Annotated in this window: 14 protein-coding genes; 10 read left to right on the plus strand and 4 right to left on the minus strand. The window is 62.7% G+C overall.

The window, feature by feature from the left end:
* Positions 1-3: 3 nt before the first annotated feature.
* Complete coding sequence (gene paaK / locus C442_RS05075; protein ID WP_008308375.1) at positions 4-1293, minus strand: phenylacetate--CoA ligase PaaK; 1290 nt, start codon at positions 1291-1293, stop codon at positions 4-6.
* Between the two features lie 131 nt (positions 1294-1424).
* Between paaK and C442_RS05080 the strand changes: the two genes are divergently transcribed.
* Positions 1425-2597: a thiolase domain-containing protein gene (locus tag C442_RS05080; RefSeq protein WP_008308376.1), complete on the plus strand. Its 1173-nt coding sequence runs from the start codon at positions 1425-1427 to the stop codon at positions 2595-2597.
* Positions 2594-4030: a zinc ribbon domain-containing protein gene (locus C442_RS05085; RefSeq protein ID WP_008308377.1), complete on the plus strand. Its 1437-nt coding sequence runs from the start codon at positions 2594-2596 to the stop codon at positions 4028-4030. Before C442_RS05080 ends, C442_RS05085 begins: the two co-directional genes overlap by 4 nt.
* Positions 4031-4039: 9 nt before the next feature.
* Here C442_RS05085 and C442_RS05090 read toward each other — a convergent pair whose 3' ends face one another.
* Positions 4040-5182, minus strand: a complete 1143-nt coding sequence (locus C442_RS05090; RefSeq protein ID WP_008308378.1) for a thiolase family protein — start codon at positions 5180-5182, stop codon at positions 4040-4042.
* 99 nt (positions 5183-5281) lie between these two features.
* Here C442_RS05090 and C442_RS05095 point away from each other — a divergent pair, with 99 nt between their 5' ends.
* Together C442_RS05095 and C442_RS05100 are read left to right on the plus strand one after the other, a co-directional pair.
* On the plus strand, positions 5282-6166 hold the full coding sequence (locus C442_RS05095; RefSeq protein WP_008308379.1) for a 3-hydroxyacyl-CoA dehydrogenase family protein: 885 nt from the start codon (positions 5282-5284) through the stop codon (positions 6164-6166).
* Positions 6163-6975, plus strand: coding sequence for an enoyl-CoA hydratase/isomerase family protein (locus tag C442_RS05100; protein ID WP_008308380.1), 813 nt, complete (start codon positions 6163-6165; stop codon positions 6973-6975). Before C442_RS05095 ends, C442_RS05100 begins: the two co-directional genes overlap by 4 nt.
* Positions 6976-7080: 105 nt before the next feature.
* Here C442_RS05100 and C442_RS05105 read toward each other — a convergent pair whose 3' ends face one another.
* On the minus strand, positions 7081-7851 hold the full coding sequence (locus tag C442_RS05105; RefSeq protein WP_008308382.1) for an IclR family transcriptional regulator: 771 nt from the start codon (positions 7849-7851) through the stop codon (positions 7081-7083).
* 112 nt (positions 7852-7963) lie between these two features.
* Here C442_RS05105 and C442_RS05110 point away from each other — a divergent pair, with 112 nt between their 5' ends.
* Complete coding sequence (locus tag C442_RS05110) at positions 7964-8290, plus strand: EthD domain-containing protein (RefSeq protein WP_008308384.1); 327 nt, start codon at positions 7964-7966, stop codon at positions 8288-8290.
* Between the two features lie 60 nt (positions 8291-8350).
* On the opposite strand, the gene C442_RS05115 is transcribed toward C442_RS05110, so the two are convergent.
* Entirely contained in the window at positions 8351-8821 is a 471-nt protein-coding gene (locus C442_RS05115; RefSeq protein ID WP_008308386.1) for a VOC family protein, read from the minus strand.
* Between the two features lie 195 nt (positions 8822-9016).
* Between C442_RS05115 and C442_RS05120 the strand changes: the two genes are divergently transcribed.
* The 5 genes from C442_RS05120 (at position 9017) to C442_RS05140 (ending at position 16753) form a co-directional block, all read left to right on the plus strand.
* Positions 9017-11866, plus strand: a complete 2850-nt coding sequence (locus C442_RS05120) for a penicillin acylase family protein (protein WP_049942835.1) — start codon at positions 9017-9019, stop codon at positions 11864-11866.
* A gap of 130 nt (positions 11867-11996) precedes the next feature.
* On the plus strand, positions 11997-13244 hold the full coding sequence (locus tag C442_RS05125) for an ABC transporter substrate-binding protein (RefSeq protein ID WP_049942836.1): 1248 nt from the start codon (positions 11997-11999) through the stop codon (positions 13242-13244).
* 8 nt (positions 13245-13252) lie between these two features.
* Positions 13253-15277, plus strand: a complete 2025-nt coding sequence (locus C442_RS05130) for an ABC transporter permease (RefSeq protein ID WP_008308392.1) — start codon at positions 13253-13255, stop codon at positions 15275-15277.
* The gene (locus tag C442_RS05135) at positions 15270-16034 is read left to right on the plus strand and encodes an ABC transporter ATP-binding protein (RefSeq protein WP_008308393.1); all 765 of its coding nucleotides are present in this window, start codon (positions 15270-15272) and stop codon (positions 16032-16034) included. The genes C442_RS05130 and C442_RS05135 overlap by 8 nt, the downstream gene beginning before the upstream one ends.
* Positions 16031-16753: an ABC transporter ATP-binding protein gene (locus tag C442_RS05140; protein WP_008308395.1), complete on the plus strand. Its 723-nt coding sequence runs from the start codon at positions 16031-16033 to the stop codon at positions 16751-16753. Before C442_RS05135 ends, C442_RS05140 begins: the two co-directional genes overlap by 4 nt.
* Positions 16754-16934: the final 181 nt, after the last annotated feature.

The raw sequence follows: 16934 nt of genomic DNA on the forward strand, positions 1-16934 counted from the left end.
CAGTCAGTCACGGTGGTCGTAGACGCGTTTTACCTTGCCGACCTGCGTTCGGTCGATGCTCCCGGGCGCAACGAGTTCGAGTTCGTCCGGGGTGAACGCGAGCACGTTCTCCAGCCGTTCGATGATTTCCTCTTCCAGCGCTTCGTTACCCGGCCCTTGCTCCGCGGTCCGTTCGATGGTGAGTTCCAGAACGTCGAGGTTGTTCTCCTCGTAGAGGTCGATCCGGTAGTGCGGAGCGACGCCGTCGATGTCCAGCACAGCGTGTTCGATTTCACTGGGATAGAGGTTCACGCCACGGACGATGAGGAGGTCGTCAGTCCGACCGGTGACGTTGTCCATCCGTACCATCGTCCGTCCACACGCACACTCGTCGTAGTTCAGCGTCGTCAAATCCCCGGTCCGGTATCGGAAGACCGGCAACGCTTCTTTGGTGAGGGTTGTGAGAACGAGTTCACCCTCCTCGCCTTCCTCGACCGGCTCCTTCGTCTGTGGGTCGATGACTTCCGGGTAGAAGTGGTCCTCCCAGATGTGGAGCCCGTCCTGCGCTTCGTGGCACTCACACGAGACGCCGGGACCGATGATCTCCGAGAGCCCGTAAACATCGATGCCGTCGACGCCCAGCCGCTCTTCGATTTCCGCCCGCATCGGGTCGGTACACGGTTCCGCTCCGAAGATAATCGTCGAGATCGGCAGGTCGCTTGGGTCGTGGCCCATTTCCTCGGCCGTTTCGGCGAGGTACAGCGCATACGATGGGGTGCATGTGAACACATCGCTCTCCAGGTCGGTCATCAACTCGACCTGTCGCTGGGTCTGGCCGCTCCCGATAGGGATAACTGTGGCCCCCAGCTCCTCGGCTCCGTCGTGAAGCCCCAATCCGCCGGTGAACAGCCCGTATCCGTAGGCGTTCTGGACGGTGTCGCCCGGTCCGGTCCCGCTCGCAGCCAGCGAACGGGCAACGACTTCGCTCCAGCTGTCGAGGTCGTCATCCGTGTACGAGACGATTTTCGGCTTCCCGGTCGTCCCGGACGACGCGTGGATCCGGGCGACGTCCGCATCGTCGACGGCGAACAGGCCGTCGGGGTACTCGTCGCGGAAATCCTCTTTCGTCGTCATCGGCAGTTTCGTGATGTCGTCGATACTCTGGATGTCTTCGGGTGAGACGCCCGCCTCGTCGAGCTTCTCCCGGTAAAACGGGACGTTCTCGTAGGCATGCGTAACAATCCCCTGTAACCGGTCGGTTTGCAACGCACGCAGCTCTGTACGGTCAGCCGCCTCCAGTTGCTTGTACACCATCGTCAATGATAGAGTGGAATGATAGTGATAAAATGGTTTGGGATTGACCACTCCGAGTGCCGGTCGTGCTTGCTGTGTGACTGTCGGCAAGTGATGCAAAGCTATTTTTCAGTACCCTCAGAGTTCCATGTATGCGGGACGCGTATCTCATCGGCGCAGGGCAAACGCCGTTTGGCTCGATGCCCGAAGAGAGCTACAGATCACTGTTCGACCACGCAGTCAGCGACGCCTTCGACAGTGTCGACCACGGTATCGACACGGATGCGATAGACGAAGCGGTCGTCGGCTCACTCGGCGTGGGCGGTCGACAACTCGGTCTCTCGGGACCGGCAGCAACCGAACACGCCGGGCTGCACGGAATCCCCAGCGTGCGCGTCGAAAACGCCTGTGCCGCGTCTGGCTACGCCGTCCGTCAGGCAGTGCAAGCGGTCAAAAGCGGGATGGCCGACGTGGCGCTGGCTGGCGGCGTCGAAGTCATGACAGACATGAGCAGCGACGTGACGAAGTACTGGCTCGGCGTTTCCGGCGAAACAGAGTGGGAACGGCTGACCGGGACGACGTTCTCCGGCGTCTACGCACAGATGGCAAGCGCGTATCTGCGGGAGTACGGGGCCAGCGAGGAGCACCTCTCGATGGTGGCGGTCAAGAACCATCGGAACGGTGCAAAGAACCCGAAGGCCCACCTGGGCTTCGAGTGCTCCCTCGAAGACGCCGTCGACGCTCCGGTCGTCGCGGACCCGTTGAACCTCTATCACTGCTGTCCGACCTCTGACGGTGCAGCCGTCGCTCTCGTCGCCAGTGAAGATGTCGTCGAGCAGTACACTGACGACCCGGTGCGAATCGCCGGAGTCGGCGCAGCCAGCGACCGGGTCGGGCTCTTCCAGCGAGATAGCTACACCGCGGTCTCTGCATCGGAAGCCGCTGCAGACACGGCCTATGATCGTGCCGGGATCGGCCCCGACGACCTCGACTTCGCCGAGGTACACGACTGCTTCACGATCGCCGAGCTGCTTGCGTACGAAGACCTCGGCTTCTGTGACCGCGGCGAGGCCCCACAGTTGCTTGAACAGGGAACGACCGAAGCCGACGGAGCCATGCCGGTCAATCTCTCCGGCGGGCTGAAATCGAAGGGCCACCCCATCGGCGCAACCGGGGCCGGACAGATTGTCGAGGCGTTCAAACAACTCACCGGTAGCGCCGGGGACCGGCAGCTAGCGGCCCCGAAGTACGGGCTCACTCACAACGTGGGTGGGAGCGGGGGGAGCGCCGTTGTCCATGTCCTCGAACGGGAGGCTGCACGATGACCGCGTCGGGGCTCGCGGCTATCGGTGCGTACGCGCCTCGCCTCCGGATCGACGCCGCGGAGTTCGAAGCCGCCTGGGGTCGGTTCGATGCAGCGGGGATCGACGAGAAGGCGGTCCCCGACGCCGACGAGGACGCGGTCACGATGGGTGTCGAAGCCGCGCGTCGCGCGCTAGCTGCGGCCGACGCGTCCGGTACGGACGTCGCACACCTGGCCTTGGCGACGACGACACCGCCGATGGCGGAAGAGGACCTCACAGCGAGGCTCTGCAGTATTCTCAACGTCCCGGACGACGCCAAGACGCAGACGATGACCGGCTCCACGCACTCCGGCGCGGAGGCATTGGACGCGACACTGGACGGCGGGCCGTTCGGGGACGACGTCGGCCTCGTCGTTATCAGTGACTGTCCACGAGGTGACCCCGACAGCGGCGTTGAGCACGCCGCCGGTGCCGGGAGTGTCGCACTCGTCGTCGACGAGGACGGTCCCGGGACCATCGTTGACCGGGCGTCACACACGGCGGCGTACCCCGGAACGCGGTTCAGAACGGGCGGGGACGACCGGACGACTGGCCTCGGTGTGACGCAGTACGACCGCGAGGCGTTTACGACCACGCTCGGCAGTGCGGCCGACAGACTGGACGTGCCGACAGAGACAGTCGACGCGGCAGCGGTCCAGTCCCCGGACGGCAAACTCCCCTACCGGGCGACAGGGCCACTCGGGGCCGACGCCGACACTATCGCCGCCGCGGACACAGTCAGTACGCTCGGGGACACCGGTGCGGCAAGTGCGTTTCTCGGGGCGGCGACAGCGTTTGCAGACGACGCCGAACGCGTGCTGATCGCCGCGTACGGAAGCGGTGCGAGTGCGACGCTGTTCGTCGCCACTGGTCCCGTTCCGGTCAACACCGCACTGGACAGCGGCGTCTCCCTGTCCTACGCCGAGTACCTCAGGCGGCGTGGCGAGATTACGCGCGACGAACCCGAGGGCGGCGGGGCCTACGTCAGCGTCCCGTCCTGGCAGCGGACGATTCCGCAACGCCACCGACTCGTCGCCGGCCGGTGTGCTGCGTGTGGCGCGTTGAACTTCCCGCCGACCGGGGCCTGCAGCGACTGTCACGAGCGCGCTGGCGAGTTCGAGACCGTCGAACTGCCCGGAACAGGGACGGTTGCGGCAGTAACGACTATCGAACAGGGCGGTGCACCGCCGGAGTTCGTCGCGCAGCAGTCCAGTAGCGGCGAGTTCGATAGCGCCATCGTCGCGCTCGATGGTCCAGCTGGCGAGCAGACCGTGAGTGTTCCCGCACAGGTACTTCAAGCGACGGACGAGGTCACCATCGGCACCCCTGTCGTGCTGACGACGCGGCGCATCTACACGCAGGAGGGCGTCATCAGATACGGCTTCAAAGCGCAGGTCGCCAGTCAGCGCCGATAGACGCCAGTATCAGGGACGCTCGAACACGACCGCGACGCCCTGACCGAAACCGACACACATCGTCGCCAGTCCGTGAGTCGCATCCCGCCGACGCATCTCGTGCAGCAACGTCGTCGTGATTCGTGCCCCCGAACAGCCAAGCGGATGCCCGAGCGCGATAGCCCCTCCGTTGACGTTGAGCCGTTCGGTCGGAATCCCCAGTTCGCGCTTACAGTGGAGGCTCTGGGCCGCGAACGCTTCGTTGAGTTCCACGAGGTCGATATCGTCGATTGTCAGGCCAGTGTCGTCCAGTGCGGCACGCGTCGCCGGAATCGGTCCCCGGCCCATGACTAGCGGGTCGACACCAGCGACGGACCGTGTCTTGACCCGGCCGAGAACATCCATGTCGTGCTGTTCTGCGTACGCCGCCGAAGTGACGAGCATCCCGGCCGCGCCGTCGGTCAGCGGTGACGCGTTCCCCGGCGTGACTGTCGCTGCCTCGTCGTCACGGAACACTGTCGGGAGTTCGCTCAACTGCTCGACTGACGTGTCTGCTCGCGGTGTTTTGTCGCTCTCTACCGCTGTCTCGTCGGTGTGGACTGGCACGGTCTCCGCGTCGAACCGCCCGCCTTCCATAGCGGCGACCGCGCGCTCGTGTGACCGCAACGCGAATTCGTCCTGGGCCGTACGGCCGATATCGTGGGTCCGTGCGATGGTTTCTGCCGTCTGCCCCATGGGTAGCCTGTCGGGGTCGTACCGCTGTTCGATAGCGGGATGGAGCCAGTCGGAGAAGGGCACGGTGCTCATGTGTTCGACGCCAGCGACCGGATACACCGCCCCGTCGCCCGCCTCGATGGCGCGAGCGGCGTCGACGAGCGTCGTCAGTGACGAGCCACACAGGCGGGTCGTCGTCGCCCCGGGCACCGTCTCGGGGAACCCACCGGCGAGTATCGACTGCCGGGCGAGGTTGCGCCCCTGCTCTTCCTCCTGGTTTGCACACCCGAGCCGGAAGTCGTCCCACTCGACGGCCGGGACCCCGGTCCGGTCAACGAGTGCGGCAAGCACAGTGGTGACGAGGTCTTCGGGATGTGTCCCGGCCAGCGCGCCATCCTTCGGTACCTGTGGCGTTCGTACGGCGTCGACAACAACGGCTTGCGAGTCGGAAGCAGTCATCCTCACCGACTCCTATCGCGGCCGCCGTATTAAATGCAGGCCACACCGGCGGCGAGACGCAAGCAACGTTTTTATCCTTCGCTACTGTGCTGAGAAACGATGCACGTAGCTATCCTAGGCGCCGGTACCATGGGCCACGGTATCGCTCAGGTGTCGGCAATGGCCGGTCACGACGTCTCTCTCCGTGATATCGATGCGGATATCGTCGACGACGGCCTGGCCGCCATCGAGTCGAATCTGGAGGAGGGTATCGCCCGGGAGAAAGTGACCGAATCCACGGCCGAGGAAACTTTGGACCGCCTCACCGGAACGACATCGCTGGAGGCGGCTGTGAGCGGGGCAGACCTCGTTGTGGAAGCAGTCCCCGAAGACATGGATATCAAACACGAGACGCTCACCGAGGTCGAATCCCACGTCGAGCCGGCGACGCTTATCGCGTCAAACACCTCTTCGCTGTCGCTGACTGAGATAGCGAGCGTCCTCGACTATCCCGACCGAGCCATCGGCCTTCACTTCTTCAACCCGGTTCACATCATGGCACTCGTCGAGATCGTCGTCGCGGAACAGACGAGTGCCGAGACGGTCGCGCGTGCCCGCAAGTTCGTGAACGGGATCGACAAGACACCGGTCGAGGTGGCCGACGCACCGGGCTTTGCTTCCTCCCGCCTCGGCGTCTCGCTGGGCGTCGAGGCGATGCGGATGGTGCAGGAGGGCGTTGCAACACCGGGGGACATCGATACCGCGATGGAGCTCGGTTACAATCACCCGATGGGACCGATCGAGCTCGGCGACGTCGTCGGTCTCGACGTCCGGCTCGACATCCTCGAGTACCTGCGTGCGGAACTCGGTGAACGGTTCCGCCCGCCACAGATTCTGAAACGGAAGGTCCGCGCGGGCAAACTCGGCAAGAAATCCGGCGAGGGGTTCTACGTCTGGGAGGACGGCGACATCGTCGGCACCAGCGGCGACTGGGGGGACGCATGACGGACCTCGCTGACGCCGCGGCGGACTGTGAAACGGTTTCGGTGAGCGTCGGCGACCGCGTCGAAAACGTCGCTACCGTCGAATTAACCCGTCCGGAGGCCCGAAACGCGCTCAACACCCAGTTGCGGTCGGAGTTCAAACAGGTCTTCGACGCAGTTCCGGACAGTGACGTTCGTGCTGTCGTGTTGACTGGCGCGGCAGACACCGGCGCATTCGTTGCGGGTGCCGACGTGACGGAACTCCGGGAGCGGGATATGCTCCAGCAACGGGACGCAAGCAAGCGACCGCGGGTCTACGAGTACGTCGACGAGTGCCCGATGCCGGTCATCGCCCGCATCAACGGGCACGCGCTCGGCGGCGGCTGTGAGCTGATTCAGGCGGCTGACATCCGGATCGCGCACACGGACGCGAAGTTCGGCCAGCCGGAGATCAACCTCGGCATCATGCCCGGCGGTGGCGGGACACAGCGGTTGCCGCGTCTGGTCGGGGAAGGCCACGCGATGCGGCTGATCCTCACCGGCGAACTCATCGACGCGACGGAGGCCGCTGACATCGGCCTCGTCGACGAGGTCCACGACGACGACTCCTTCGACGAGCGCGTCTACGATCTAGCGTCATCCATTGCAGAGAAAAGCCCCGCGGCGCTCGAATTTGCGAAGAAATCCGTCCGCGCAAGCTCCCGCATGGATCTCGAAGCCGGCATCGAGTACGAAGCCGAACTGTTCGCGCAACTGTTCGCCACTGGCGACAAGGACGAAGGGATCGACGCGTTCCTCGAAGACAGAGAGCCGGAGTGGACCAGCGAGTGAGCACGCCCCGCTCCCAGACCGAAGTCCCCAGCTTGGCTGATACCGCACACAGAGAAGAACAGTCCAAAAACAGCCAGTTGCCCCGCTAGAACTACGCTGGTGGCCTCACGGATGGGCCATGTTTATCCCGATTTCGTTGACGACGCCCAGTAGCAGCGTCGGCAGTTCGTCCCGGAGAATGGGGCCTTCAAGCCGGCTTGCCGGGCCGGAGACACTGATCGCCCCGATGGCAACGTCGTTTTCGTCCGTAATGGGGGCCCCGACCGCGTGCAGTCCCTCCACAGACTCCTGAAAGTTGAACGCGTAGCCGCGGTCACGTATCGTCTCGATTTCCTCCCAGAGTTCGTCCCTGTCGGTGATCGTCTGTGGCGTCCGGCCGGGCAGGCCATGCCTGTCGATGGTCTCCGTGATCTGGCTATCCGGAAGGTGTGCGAGTATGGCCTTCCCCGCGGCGTGCTGGTGGAGATAGTTCCGATGGCCGACCCGGGCGTACGTCTGCACCGAGTGTTTGCCCTGCGCGCCGTAGATGTGGACGCTCCGGCCGTGTTCTTCGACCGCACACCAGATCTTTTCCTCGGTCTCCTCCGCGAGTTCGTCGACTCTCGGCTTGGCCTCGTCGTAGAGCCGGTATTTGTTCCGTGCCACTTCGCCGTAGTCCAGAAAGCGGATACCGAGCTGATACTCGTTGTCGTCCTCGACGAGGAGACTGTTGGCCGCGAGCGTCTTCAGGTATCTGTGCGTTGTACTCTTCGCACAGTCGAGGTGGGCCGTCATCTCCGACACGGTGGCCGTGTCGTGTTCCTTGAGATACTCCATGATCTCGATCGCTCGCTCGATCGTTCCGACCGGCCTGTTGACAGCGGGCGGGATTGCCATACGTACACACATGACTAACCGGCTTACAAGTGTTTTGTTCGAGTAGCTTGAATCGGTGGCAGCCCTGTCTGATCGGTAAGTAAAAGCCACTCCGGGGCGACACGGGGAACGCATGGTGAAAATCGTCGATCTGCTCGTCCGGAGAGATGGCTACAGTCACGAGGAGTTCGCTGACCGATGGCAGGGCGACCACTCGGAGTTGGCGAAGGATCTGCCGGGACTGCAACGCTACGTGACGTCTGTGCCGACAGACCCGGAGCGTGCGGCGTACGACGGCGTGCTTGAGCTCTATTTCGAGGACATGGACGCACTCAGCGAGGCGTTTGATTCCGACCTCGCCGAGACGGTCCAGGCCGACGCGGCCGAGTTTATCGACCTGGAGGCCGGCCCCCGACTTATTGTCGAGGAAACGGTCCAGCTCGACGAAAGAGACGACTGATAGCGTCGCTCCTGCTGTTCCCGCTCGACTCCGTTTCCCGAGAGCGAACCGTTGCAGATGTCAGCCATCGAGTCGGCTCCCATCGACGTAGAGTTTCTCGGCGGGCGGCCGCTCAGCGTCGTAGCTGTCGTGATACTCGAACAATTGAAAGAGCGCCCCGGTCGGGTTCGACGGTGGCACAAACGCCTCGGTCCAGTCCTCATACTCGCGGTACTCGACGACGCTGTAGCCGTTGCGTTCCAGTATCGCTTTCACTGCGTCGATAGCAGCCACTTCCAGCGTGACGTGGTGGAGTCCCGGGCCGTGGTCGTCGAGATACGACGTGAGGAACGTGTCCGGTGCCTCCGGTGCGATGAGTTCCAGCCGTGACGCGTCCCGTTCGAAATCGTACTGCGCCCAGCGAAACCGCCCTTCGACGGACTCTTCGATGAGTTTCCGACAGCCGAGTGCGAACAGGAACGGTTCGGCGTCACTGATGTCCTCGACAGCGATTCCGATATGATCGACACGGATCGGCGTCTCCTGAGACATGGCGAGGACTGCGTCAGGCTCCCAATTATATGCTTGGGTCGGACGATAAGTGTCAATCTCGGTGGGAGGGTACCCGGCCCCTCCCTGCTATAATCTATACTCCTGCACCACTGATACCGGACTCGAACAGACACACCCGACTCCGTCTGAAATGTTCCCAAATATTTATTAAATATCCAGACTGTCGACTACGGGATGCCAGCACAGCACCAGCAATCGCGGCGGCACCTCACACGACGATCGCTTCTGAAAACGGGCGCGGCGGTTACCGGCATGACCGGTATCGGAGCCGTGGAGACGGAGTTAGCGTACGCACAGGACGATGACGCGACGGTCACGATACGACGCGACGACTACGGCGTACCACACGTCTACGCCCGCGACGCCGACAGCCGTGCCCCGGTGTTCTATGGGTTCGGATACGCGACCGCGGCCGACCGGCTCTATCAGCTAGAACTGTACCGGCGGTACTATCACGGGACTGTCGCAGAGATCCTCGGCTCGGGTGACGGGGACACCGACTGGATCCAGTTCGATATCGAGGCGCGGCGCAACACCGCCGGCGAGCCGTCACTCGACGAGCAGGCCGCTGAACAGTTGACGGCGGACCAGCGAGCGGTCCTGCAGGCGTTTACCGACGGCATCAACCGGTATATTACCGAAGTCCGCGAGAGCGAGGACCTGGAATTCCACCAGGCGTTTCAGGAGCACGGGTTCGAGCCCGAGGCGTTTACTACGGCGGACACCGCGGGGATGTTCGTCGCGAGTATGGCATATTTCAGCGGCTTCCAGCTGGAGACCCTCAGCGCAACTGTCCTCGACGCACTCACACAGGAAACAGGGAGCGAACAGCGTGCCATGGCGCTCTTCGAGGACCTGCAGTGGGGTAACGACCCCGGCTGCCCGACCTCGACAGTCCAGTCCTCGGATGCCTACTCCCCTCCCTATACTGACGTAGGTGCAGGGCCGACACCCGACGTGACCGGGGGACAGGAGACGGACAGGGTGACGCGCGGGGCAACCGGCGCGTCTATGATGCCGAGCAACCTCGTCACTGGCGGTGACTACACGCCACCAACTGACGCCGAAGGGATGCACGAGGCAGAGATGGAGCGGATGCGAACCCTTGCGTCCGGACTCGATAGTCTGGGCCTCCCGATCAAGTACGGCAGCAACGCCCTCGCTGTCCAGGGTGATATCACGTCCAGTGGCGATGCGCTACTGATGGGCGGGCCACAGATGGGGTTCAACACGCCCTCGATAATGTACGAGGCGAGCCTGCACGGGCCGGATTTCGACGTCGCCGGTGTCACCGTTACCGGGTATCCGTTCATCATGTTCGGACACAACCGCAACGGGGCACTGACTTCGACTGCCGGGATCGACAACTGCATCCAGATGTTCACGGAGTCGATCACGACCAACGCGTCGGGTCCGGACACGTACACCTTCCAGGGCGAGGAGTCCGAGGTCGAAACAGCCGAGCAGACGATCACTGTCGCCGACGGCGAGGACGTGACGTACACGGAACGGTTCACACGCCACGGTGTCGTGACCCAGTGGGACCCCGACAACGGGGAAGCGCTGGCGCAGACGAAGTCATACGCCGGCCGGCACATGAACTGCTGGCGGGCCTTCTACGAGTGTCAGTTCGCGACGGACGCCGAGGAGTTCCGGGAGTCAGCACAGCGCTGTGACTACGCACTGAACTTCATGTGGGCAGACAAGGACGGCGACATCGCGTATGTCCATCTGGGGCGGTATCCAGACAGCGAAGCAGTCGACTGGGACACTCGGCTGCCAGCCGATGGAACGCAGTACGAACTCACGTCGGCGGACTACCTGCGCGCGGCTGACGGTGACGTGCCATACGCGATCAACCCCGACCCGGGGTACTCGGCACAGTGGAACAACAAACCCGCACCGGACTGGAACAACGGCGACCTGAGCTATTCGTGGGCGACCGACCACCGCGTGCAACGGATTATCAATCTGGTAGAGCAGCGGTTAGCTCAGGACGGCGAAGTCGACTATGAGTTCCTGAAGACCGTTATCTACGATATCTCCTTCACCGACCTGCGTTCGATTCGGTACAGAGAGCATCTGCTCGACGCGCTTGCGGACGCAGACCTCTCCAGCACCGAACAGCAAGCCCGCGACGAACTGGCTTCGTGGGACCACTTCGCCCAGGCCGACGGCGAAGACAACGAGGGACGCCACTCTGCCGGGTACACGATCTGGGATGCGACGTTCCCGTACATTCTGGAGGAGGTTTTCGGCGAGACGTTCGGGAGCGCATACGGGCCGGCATCGTACTTCCTCGACTACGACTACGGACGCGGCACCCTGATGCGGGTCCTCAACCCGGCGGAGACAGCACTGCCGACGCAAGCAGAGTACGCCGATGGAGATATCACGGACGCGTTGGTCAGCGCGTTCCGGACGGCCGTGAGCGAACTCGCCGCGCGATACGACGGCGACCCGGGGTCCTGGCGGCGTGAGGCAGCCCTGCACGAGTTCGACAACCTCGCGCTGTTCGGAATGCCTATCGGCGTCACGTCCGCGGGGAACACGGCGCTGATGAACCGTGGGACCGAGAATCACGTCGTCCGGCTCAGCGACGACCCGCAGGCTGAGAACATCCTCCCGCCCGGAAACGACGGCTACGTCGCTCCGGACAGCACTACCGGCGAACATTACGACGACCAGCTGGCGATGTTCGAGGACTTCGAGTACAAGCAGCTGTTGTTCGCCGACGCCGCTATCGAGTCCGCAACGTCTGAAATTCGTGAGTTGACGAGGTCAGCAAGCCCAACTGACGGTGCCACCGGTGACACGCCGACGAGTGAGGGCACTGAGACAGACGAGAGTACTGTGGCCGGCGGGGCGACAACTCCTGCCGAGACAGAGAGTGCGGACACAGCGACGGAGACGAATACCGGGACTGCCGCCAGTGGTCCCGGCTTCACGGCACTCACTGGGGCGACCGCAGTACTCGGGACTGCGCTGGCGTGGCTGTACAGACAAGACGACAACACCAGCTAGCCCCCACAGCGGCGGTGACCAAGAGCCGCCAGACGCGATAGTGCAGTTACCGAACGCGGCGAACAGCGCGAGACGCGCCGACAGGGGGCAAGGCTTTAATACGATTTGCTTAACAATAGATAATGAACCTATGTCGAGCGAAGGTACCTCACCAGACAGTAGTGTGGGAATCGACCGTTCACGGAGACAGTTCATCGCCGCCGCCGGCGCGGCCGGCGCGCTTGGCCTCGCTGGCTGCCAAGGTGGATCAACAGGTGGCGAGGAGGCAGTGACCGTTGCGAGCCTGAATCCAATGACTGGCCCGTTCAGCTCTCTCGGGCCAGGCCAGCGCACTGGGGCTGAACTCGCTGTAGCAGAAATAAACGACACCGACGACTACGACTTCGAGTTCGAGTTGGTGACGGGCGACACAGAAACCGAGGCCGGGGCCGCACAGTCCGAGGCCCAGCGTGTCGTCCAGGAAGAGGGGGCAGAGTTCGTGTTCGGTGCGATTTCCAGCTCCGTTGCGCTCGGGCTGAACGACTTTGCCGGGCAATCTGAGCATATCTACTTCCCCGGCGGCGCAGCGGTGCCGATCACCGGGTCCGCCTGCAACGAATGGGTGTTCCGCTTTGAAACGAATACTGCACAGATCGCCGAGGCGATATCGGCGTATTCAGTCAACAATCTGGGGAACAACGTCTGGTTCCACTACGCGGACTACGCGTACGGCGACTCGGTGTACAACCGCACGAGCAGACGAATGGAGAACGCCAGCGACGACTACACCGAGGTCGGGACATCAACGTCGGAGTTGGGTGCCAGCAACTACGGTTCGTTCATCACGCAGATCAGCAACTCCGACGCTGACGTGGTCGTGTTGGGGATGACCGGTGGTGATCTGGTGAACTTCACCAACCAGGCCGCAGATCAGGGCCTCACCGACCAGATGGCTGTTGTCGGTCCGACCCAGACGTTCCAGAGCGTCCGTGCCGGGACCGGGTCGAACAGCGTCGGCACCTTCGGCGGCGCTCGGTATGACCCCTCGCTCGAGACCGGGGACAATCAGGCATTCGTCGAGGCCTACGCCAGCGAGAACGACAGAGAGCCCGGCAACTTCGCCCGCGTCGGCTACGACTCGATGCGGCTGATGGCCAAAGGAATGAACGAAGCCGGGAGCACCGAACCGGGGGATGTCCGGGACGCCCTCGAAGGAGGCACGTTCACGACAGTGCTGGGGGACATCACGCTTCGGGAGAGCGATCACCAGGCCACCAATCCGACGTGGATGGCCGAACTCGTCGCGGGCGATGGCGACACAGCGGATGTCGAACTCCTCGAGCAGGTCCCGGGTTCGGAGACGCTGCCACCGGCCAGTGACCTCGGCTGTGAGATGTAGGTAGTACGATGGTTGCTGCCGATTTCATCGAACAACTGCTGAATGGCCTCACCCTGGGGATGGTTTACGTCCTGCTAGCCGCCGGACTGTCGGTCATTTTCGGCGTGATGGACGTGATCAACTTCTCCCATGGCGAACTGTTCGCGCTCGGCGCGTATTTCTCCCTCAGCATCATCGCGCCGTTCGGCGCGGGGACTGGGTTCTGGATCGCGATAGTGGTTGCACCGGTCGCCGTCGGTCTCATCGGTGCCGCTATCGAGCGAACGACTGTCCGACCGCTGTACGGTCGAGACCCGCTATATCACATTCTCCTGACGTTCGGGCTCGTGCTCGTAATCAACGACGGCATCCGTCTTATCTGGGGGACACAGCAACGACAGCTGGCTGTCCCGGAGTATCTGAGCCGACCAGTGTCCATACTGGGCGTCCAGGTGTCCGTGTACAATTATTTCATGATCGTCTTTGCGGCGCTGCTCGCGGTAGTGACGTGGTACCTGCTGAACCGGACGAAGTACGGGATGATCATCCGTGCCGGATCGCAGGACCGTGAAATGGTCCGCAACGTGGGTATCGACATCGACCAGTACTACACGCTGGTCTTCGGTGTCGGTGCGGCGCTCGCTGCTGTCGCCGGGATCGTCCTCGGCGGCTACCAGAACGTGAACACCGGGATGGGGAACAGCGTCATCATCCCGGCGTTCGTTGTCGTCGTCCTCGGCGGCCTCGGTAGCTTCAGGGGTGCCGTCTTCGGCGGGTTGCTCGTCGGTGTCGTCCAGACGCTGATGCGGGCCTACAATGGGTCTGTCGTGGCAACGGTCGGAGACGTCACGCTGAGCGTTCCCAATCTCGAGGGGTTGACTGTGTACCTGCTCATGATCGCCGTGTTGCTCGTGAAACCGCAAGGACTGTTCGGAACGCGAGGTGAAGAGTCGGAAAGCGAGGGCGAGATTCTCGTCGGGGGGTACGGCGGGGTACTGGCGGACAGCACGCGGGTACGGCTCGGCGGTATCGCCGTTGTCGCGCTCGCGCTCGCCCCACTCGCGATTCTGTTCATGGGCGACCAGTACTACCTCGTCGTTCTCAACGAGATCCTGATCTGGGCAATCTTCGCATTGAGTCTCGATATCGTGATGGGCTATGCCGGCCTGGTCCCGCTGGGCCACACCATGTTCTACGGCGTCGGTGCGTACACCGCCGCGCTCGTCATGTTGCACTATTCGCAGTCGGTTTTCGTCGTGTTGCTCGGGGCGATTCTCATCTGTGCCGTCCTAGCTTGGATCGTCGGCAGCCTCTCGATTCGGGTGTCCGGCGTGTACTTCGCCATGATCACGCTGGCGTTCGCGGAGCTGCTCTACAGTGCTGTGTTCAAGTTCGACTTTACCGGCGGGAGCGACGGCCTGCTCGGCTTCGAGGCGTTCCTCGGATTCGGTACTATCGGGGCGTCGCTCTCGAACATCGAGTTCGGGCTCCTCGGCTACGAACTCGGACAGCAGTTCGTGTTCTACTATCTCGCCCTGCTCATCGCCGTGCTGTCGCTCCTGTTCGCTCGGCGCATGATGAACGCGCCGTTTGGCAGTGTCCTGCAGTCGATTCGGGAAAGCGAGGAGCGAGCGGAGTTCATCGGGTACGACGTCAACAGATACAAGCGCCGAGCGTTTGTCATCAGCGGCGGAATGGCTGGACTGGCTGGCGGCCTCCTCGCAGTTAGTCCATCGACTGTCATCATTTCGCCGGACCAGACCCTCAACTGGATCCACTCTGGTGAAGTCATCGTCATTGCGCTGTTCGGCGGAATGGGGACACTGTACGGTCCCATGATCGGCTCCGGTGTCTTCTTCGGTGCCGAGGAGTTCCTCTCGTCGTACACCGACCAGTGGCGGCTTATCATCGGGACGATGTTCATCCTGTTCGTGCTGTTCGTCCCACGCGGTATCGTATCGATTCCGTCTCTCGTCGCACAACGGCTGGAGACGGCCAACAACGCGGACGGTCCTGTTGACATGGATGAGCCGGAAGTGAGAAGCGATGACTGAGACTGTACTCGAAACGGACGGACTGACGAAGCGGTTCGGCAAGCTCACCGCCGTTGACGACGTGTCGCTGTCGGTTGCGGACGGTGAGTTCAGGAGCGTTATCGGGCCAAACGGGGCCGGGAAGACAACGACGTTTAACCTCATCACTGGCGCACTATCGCCGTCAGCGGGCGTCGTGCGGTTCAAAGGTGAGGACATCACTGACGTCGCGCCACACGAACGGGTTGGCCGCGGACTGGGCCGGTCGTTCCAGATTACGAACGTTTTCGGTGGTCTCACCGTTCGAGAAAACGTTCGGCTGGCAGCACAGTCCGTCCACAGTGACGATATCAACCCCGGCGAAGCGCTGTTCCGTGACAAGAACGGCTTCGACGAGATCGCGGAGCAAACCGGGACAGTACTGGAACAGATCGGGCTCCAAGACAGGGCTGACGAGCACGCGGAGGCCTTGGCGTACGGCGATCAGCGACGACTCGAACTGGGGCTCGTGCTGGCGACAGACCCCGACCTCGTCATGCTCGACGAACCGACCGCAGGAATGAGTAGCGAGGAAACACAGGCCACGATGAACCTCATCGATGAGGTCCTCTCAGACCGGTCGTTGATGCTCATCGAACACGATATCGACCTCGTGATGCGTGTTTCGGACCGGATTACCGTCCTTACTCGCGGCGAAGAACTCGCAAGCGGGACACCCGACGAGATCGCAAACAACGAAGACGTCCGCGATGCGTACCTCGGTGGTGTCCGCGAATGACCGACCCGCTCCTCTCTCTCGAAGATGTCCGGGCCGGGTACGGGATGACCGAGGTGCTACAGGGCGTCTCGATGGATGTCGAACGCGGAAGCGTTGTGTCGCTGGTCGGGCGCAACGGCGTCGGCAAGACGACGACGCTACGGTCGATTGTCGGGAACATCACCCCGACTGGTGGGTCAATAACGTTCAATGGCGACGATATCACGACACTCAACGCCGAGGCGACGATCCGGAGCGGCATCGGGTTCGTTCCCGAAGAGCGACGGATCTTCCCCGAGTTGACCGTCCGAGAGAACATCAGAATGGGCGAGATCGGCGCCGAGTCGCCTGACGGGCCGTCAGTCGACGACGTGCTGGACATGTTCGAGAACCTCGCGGAGCGAGAACACAAGGACGGGTCGGTCCTTTCCGGTGGCGAACAGCAGATGCTCGCGGTCGGCCGTGCCCTGACTGCCGACCCGGATCTGTTGTTGCTTGACGAACCGACGGAAGGGCTCGCACCCTATGTCGTCCGACAGATAGAGGACCTTATCCTCGAACTGAACGAACAGGGTATCACGGTGCTGGTTGTCGAGCAGAACATCCCGGTCGCACTGGCGGTCTCGGAGTACACGTACATCCTCGAAAAGGGCGAAATCGTCCACAAGGGGACTGCGGCGGAGATCCAGAACAACGAGGACGTACTCGACAGACACCTCGGCGTCGGTGTCACTGACTGACTATGGCGACAATCGCCGGGCGACGACCCGATCCCCGGTCACTTGCCGTATAGCGCAGGGCCCCGTTCGGGACGGGGCTTACCGACTATAGTTCGAACTCCATGCACCGAGCAGTAGCGACCATCAGTGTGTGAACATACCCCATGGCTCGTTCTATTCTATTGAATCGGTTTCTATCGTG

Origin of the sequence: Haloarcula amylolytica JCM 13557 (assembly GCF_000336615.1) — an archaeon.
GTDB lineage: Archaea > Halobacteriota > Halobacteria > Halobacteriales > Haloarculaceae > Haloarcula > Haloarcula amylolytica.

Coding starts and splice junctions, on each gene's coding strand:
- C442_RS05080 (WP_008308376.1), top strand. CDS start 1,425: ATGCGGGACGCGTATCTCATCGGCGCAGGGCAAACGCCGTTTGGCTCG.
- C442_RS05120 (WP_049942835.1), top strand. CDS start 9,017: ATGCCAGCACAGCACCAGCAATCGCGGCGGCACCTCACACGACGATCG.
- C442_RS05135 (WP_008308393.1), top strand. CDS start 15,270: ATGACTGAGACTGTACTCGAAACGGACGGACTGACGAAGCGGTTCGGC.
- C442_RS05085 (WP_008308377.1), top strand. CDS start 2,594: ATGACCGCGTCGGGGCTCGCGGCTATCGGTGCGTACGCGCCTCGCCTC.
- C442_RS05105 (WP_008308382.1), bottom strand. CDS start 7,851: ATGGCAATCCCGCCCGCTGTCAACAGGCCGGTCGGAACGATCGAGCGA.
- C442_RS05130 (WP_008308392.1), top strand. CDS start 13,253: ATGGTTGCTGCCGATTTCATCGAACAACTGCTGAATGGCCTCACCCTG.
- C442_RS05090 (WP_008308378.1), bottom strand. CDS start 5,182: ATGACTGCTTCCGACTCGCAAGCCGTTGTTGTCGACGCCGTACGAACG.
- paaK (WP_008308375.1), bottom strand. CDS start 1,293: ATGGTGTACAAGCAACTGGAGGCGGCTGACCGTACAGAGCTGCGTGCG.
- C442_RS05125 (WP_049942836.1), top strand. CDS start 11,997: ATGTCGAGCGAAGGTACCTCACCAGACAGTAGTGTGGGAATCGACCGT.
- C442_RS05140 (WP_008308395.1), top strand. CDS start 16,031: ATGACCGACCCGCTCCTCTCTCTCGAAGATGTCCGGGCCGGGTACGGG.
- C442_RS05115 (WP_008308386.1), bottom strand. CDS start 8,821: ATGTCTCAGGAGACGCCGATCCGTGTCGATCATATCGGAATCGCTGTC.
- C442_RS05095 (WP_008308379.1), top strand. CDS start 5,282: ATGCACGTAGCTATCCTAGGCGCCGGTACCATGGGCCACGGTATCGCT.
- C442_RS05100 (WP_008308380.1), top strand. CDS start 6,163: ATGACGGACCTCGCTGACGCCGCGGCGGACTGTGAAACGGTTTCGGTG.
- C442_RS05110 (WP_008308384.1), top strand. CDS start 7,964: ATGGTGAAAATCGTCGATCTGCTCGTCCGGAGAGATGGCTACAGTCAC.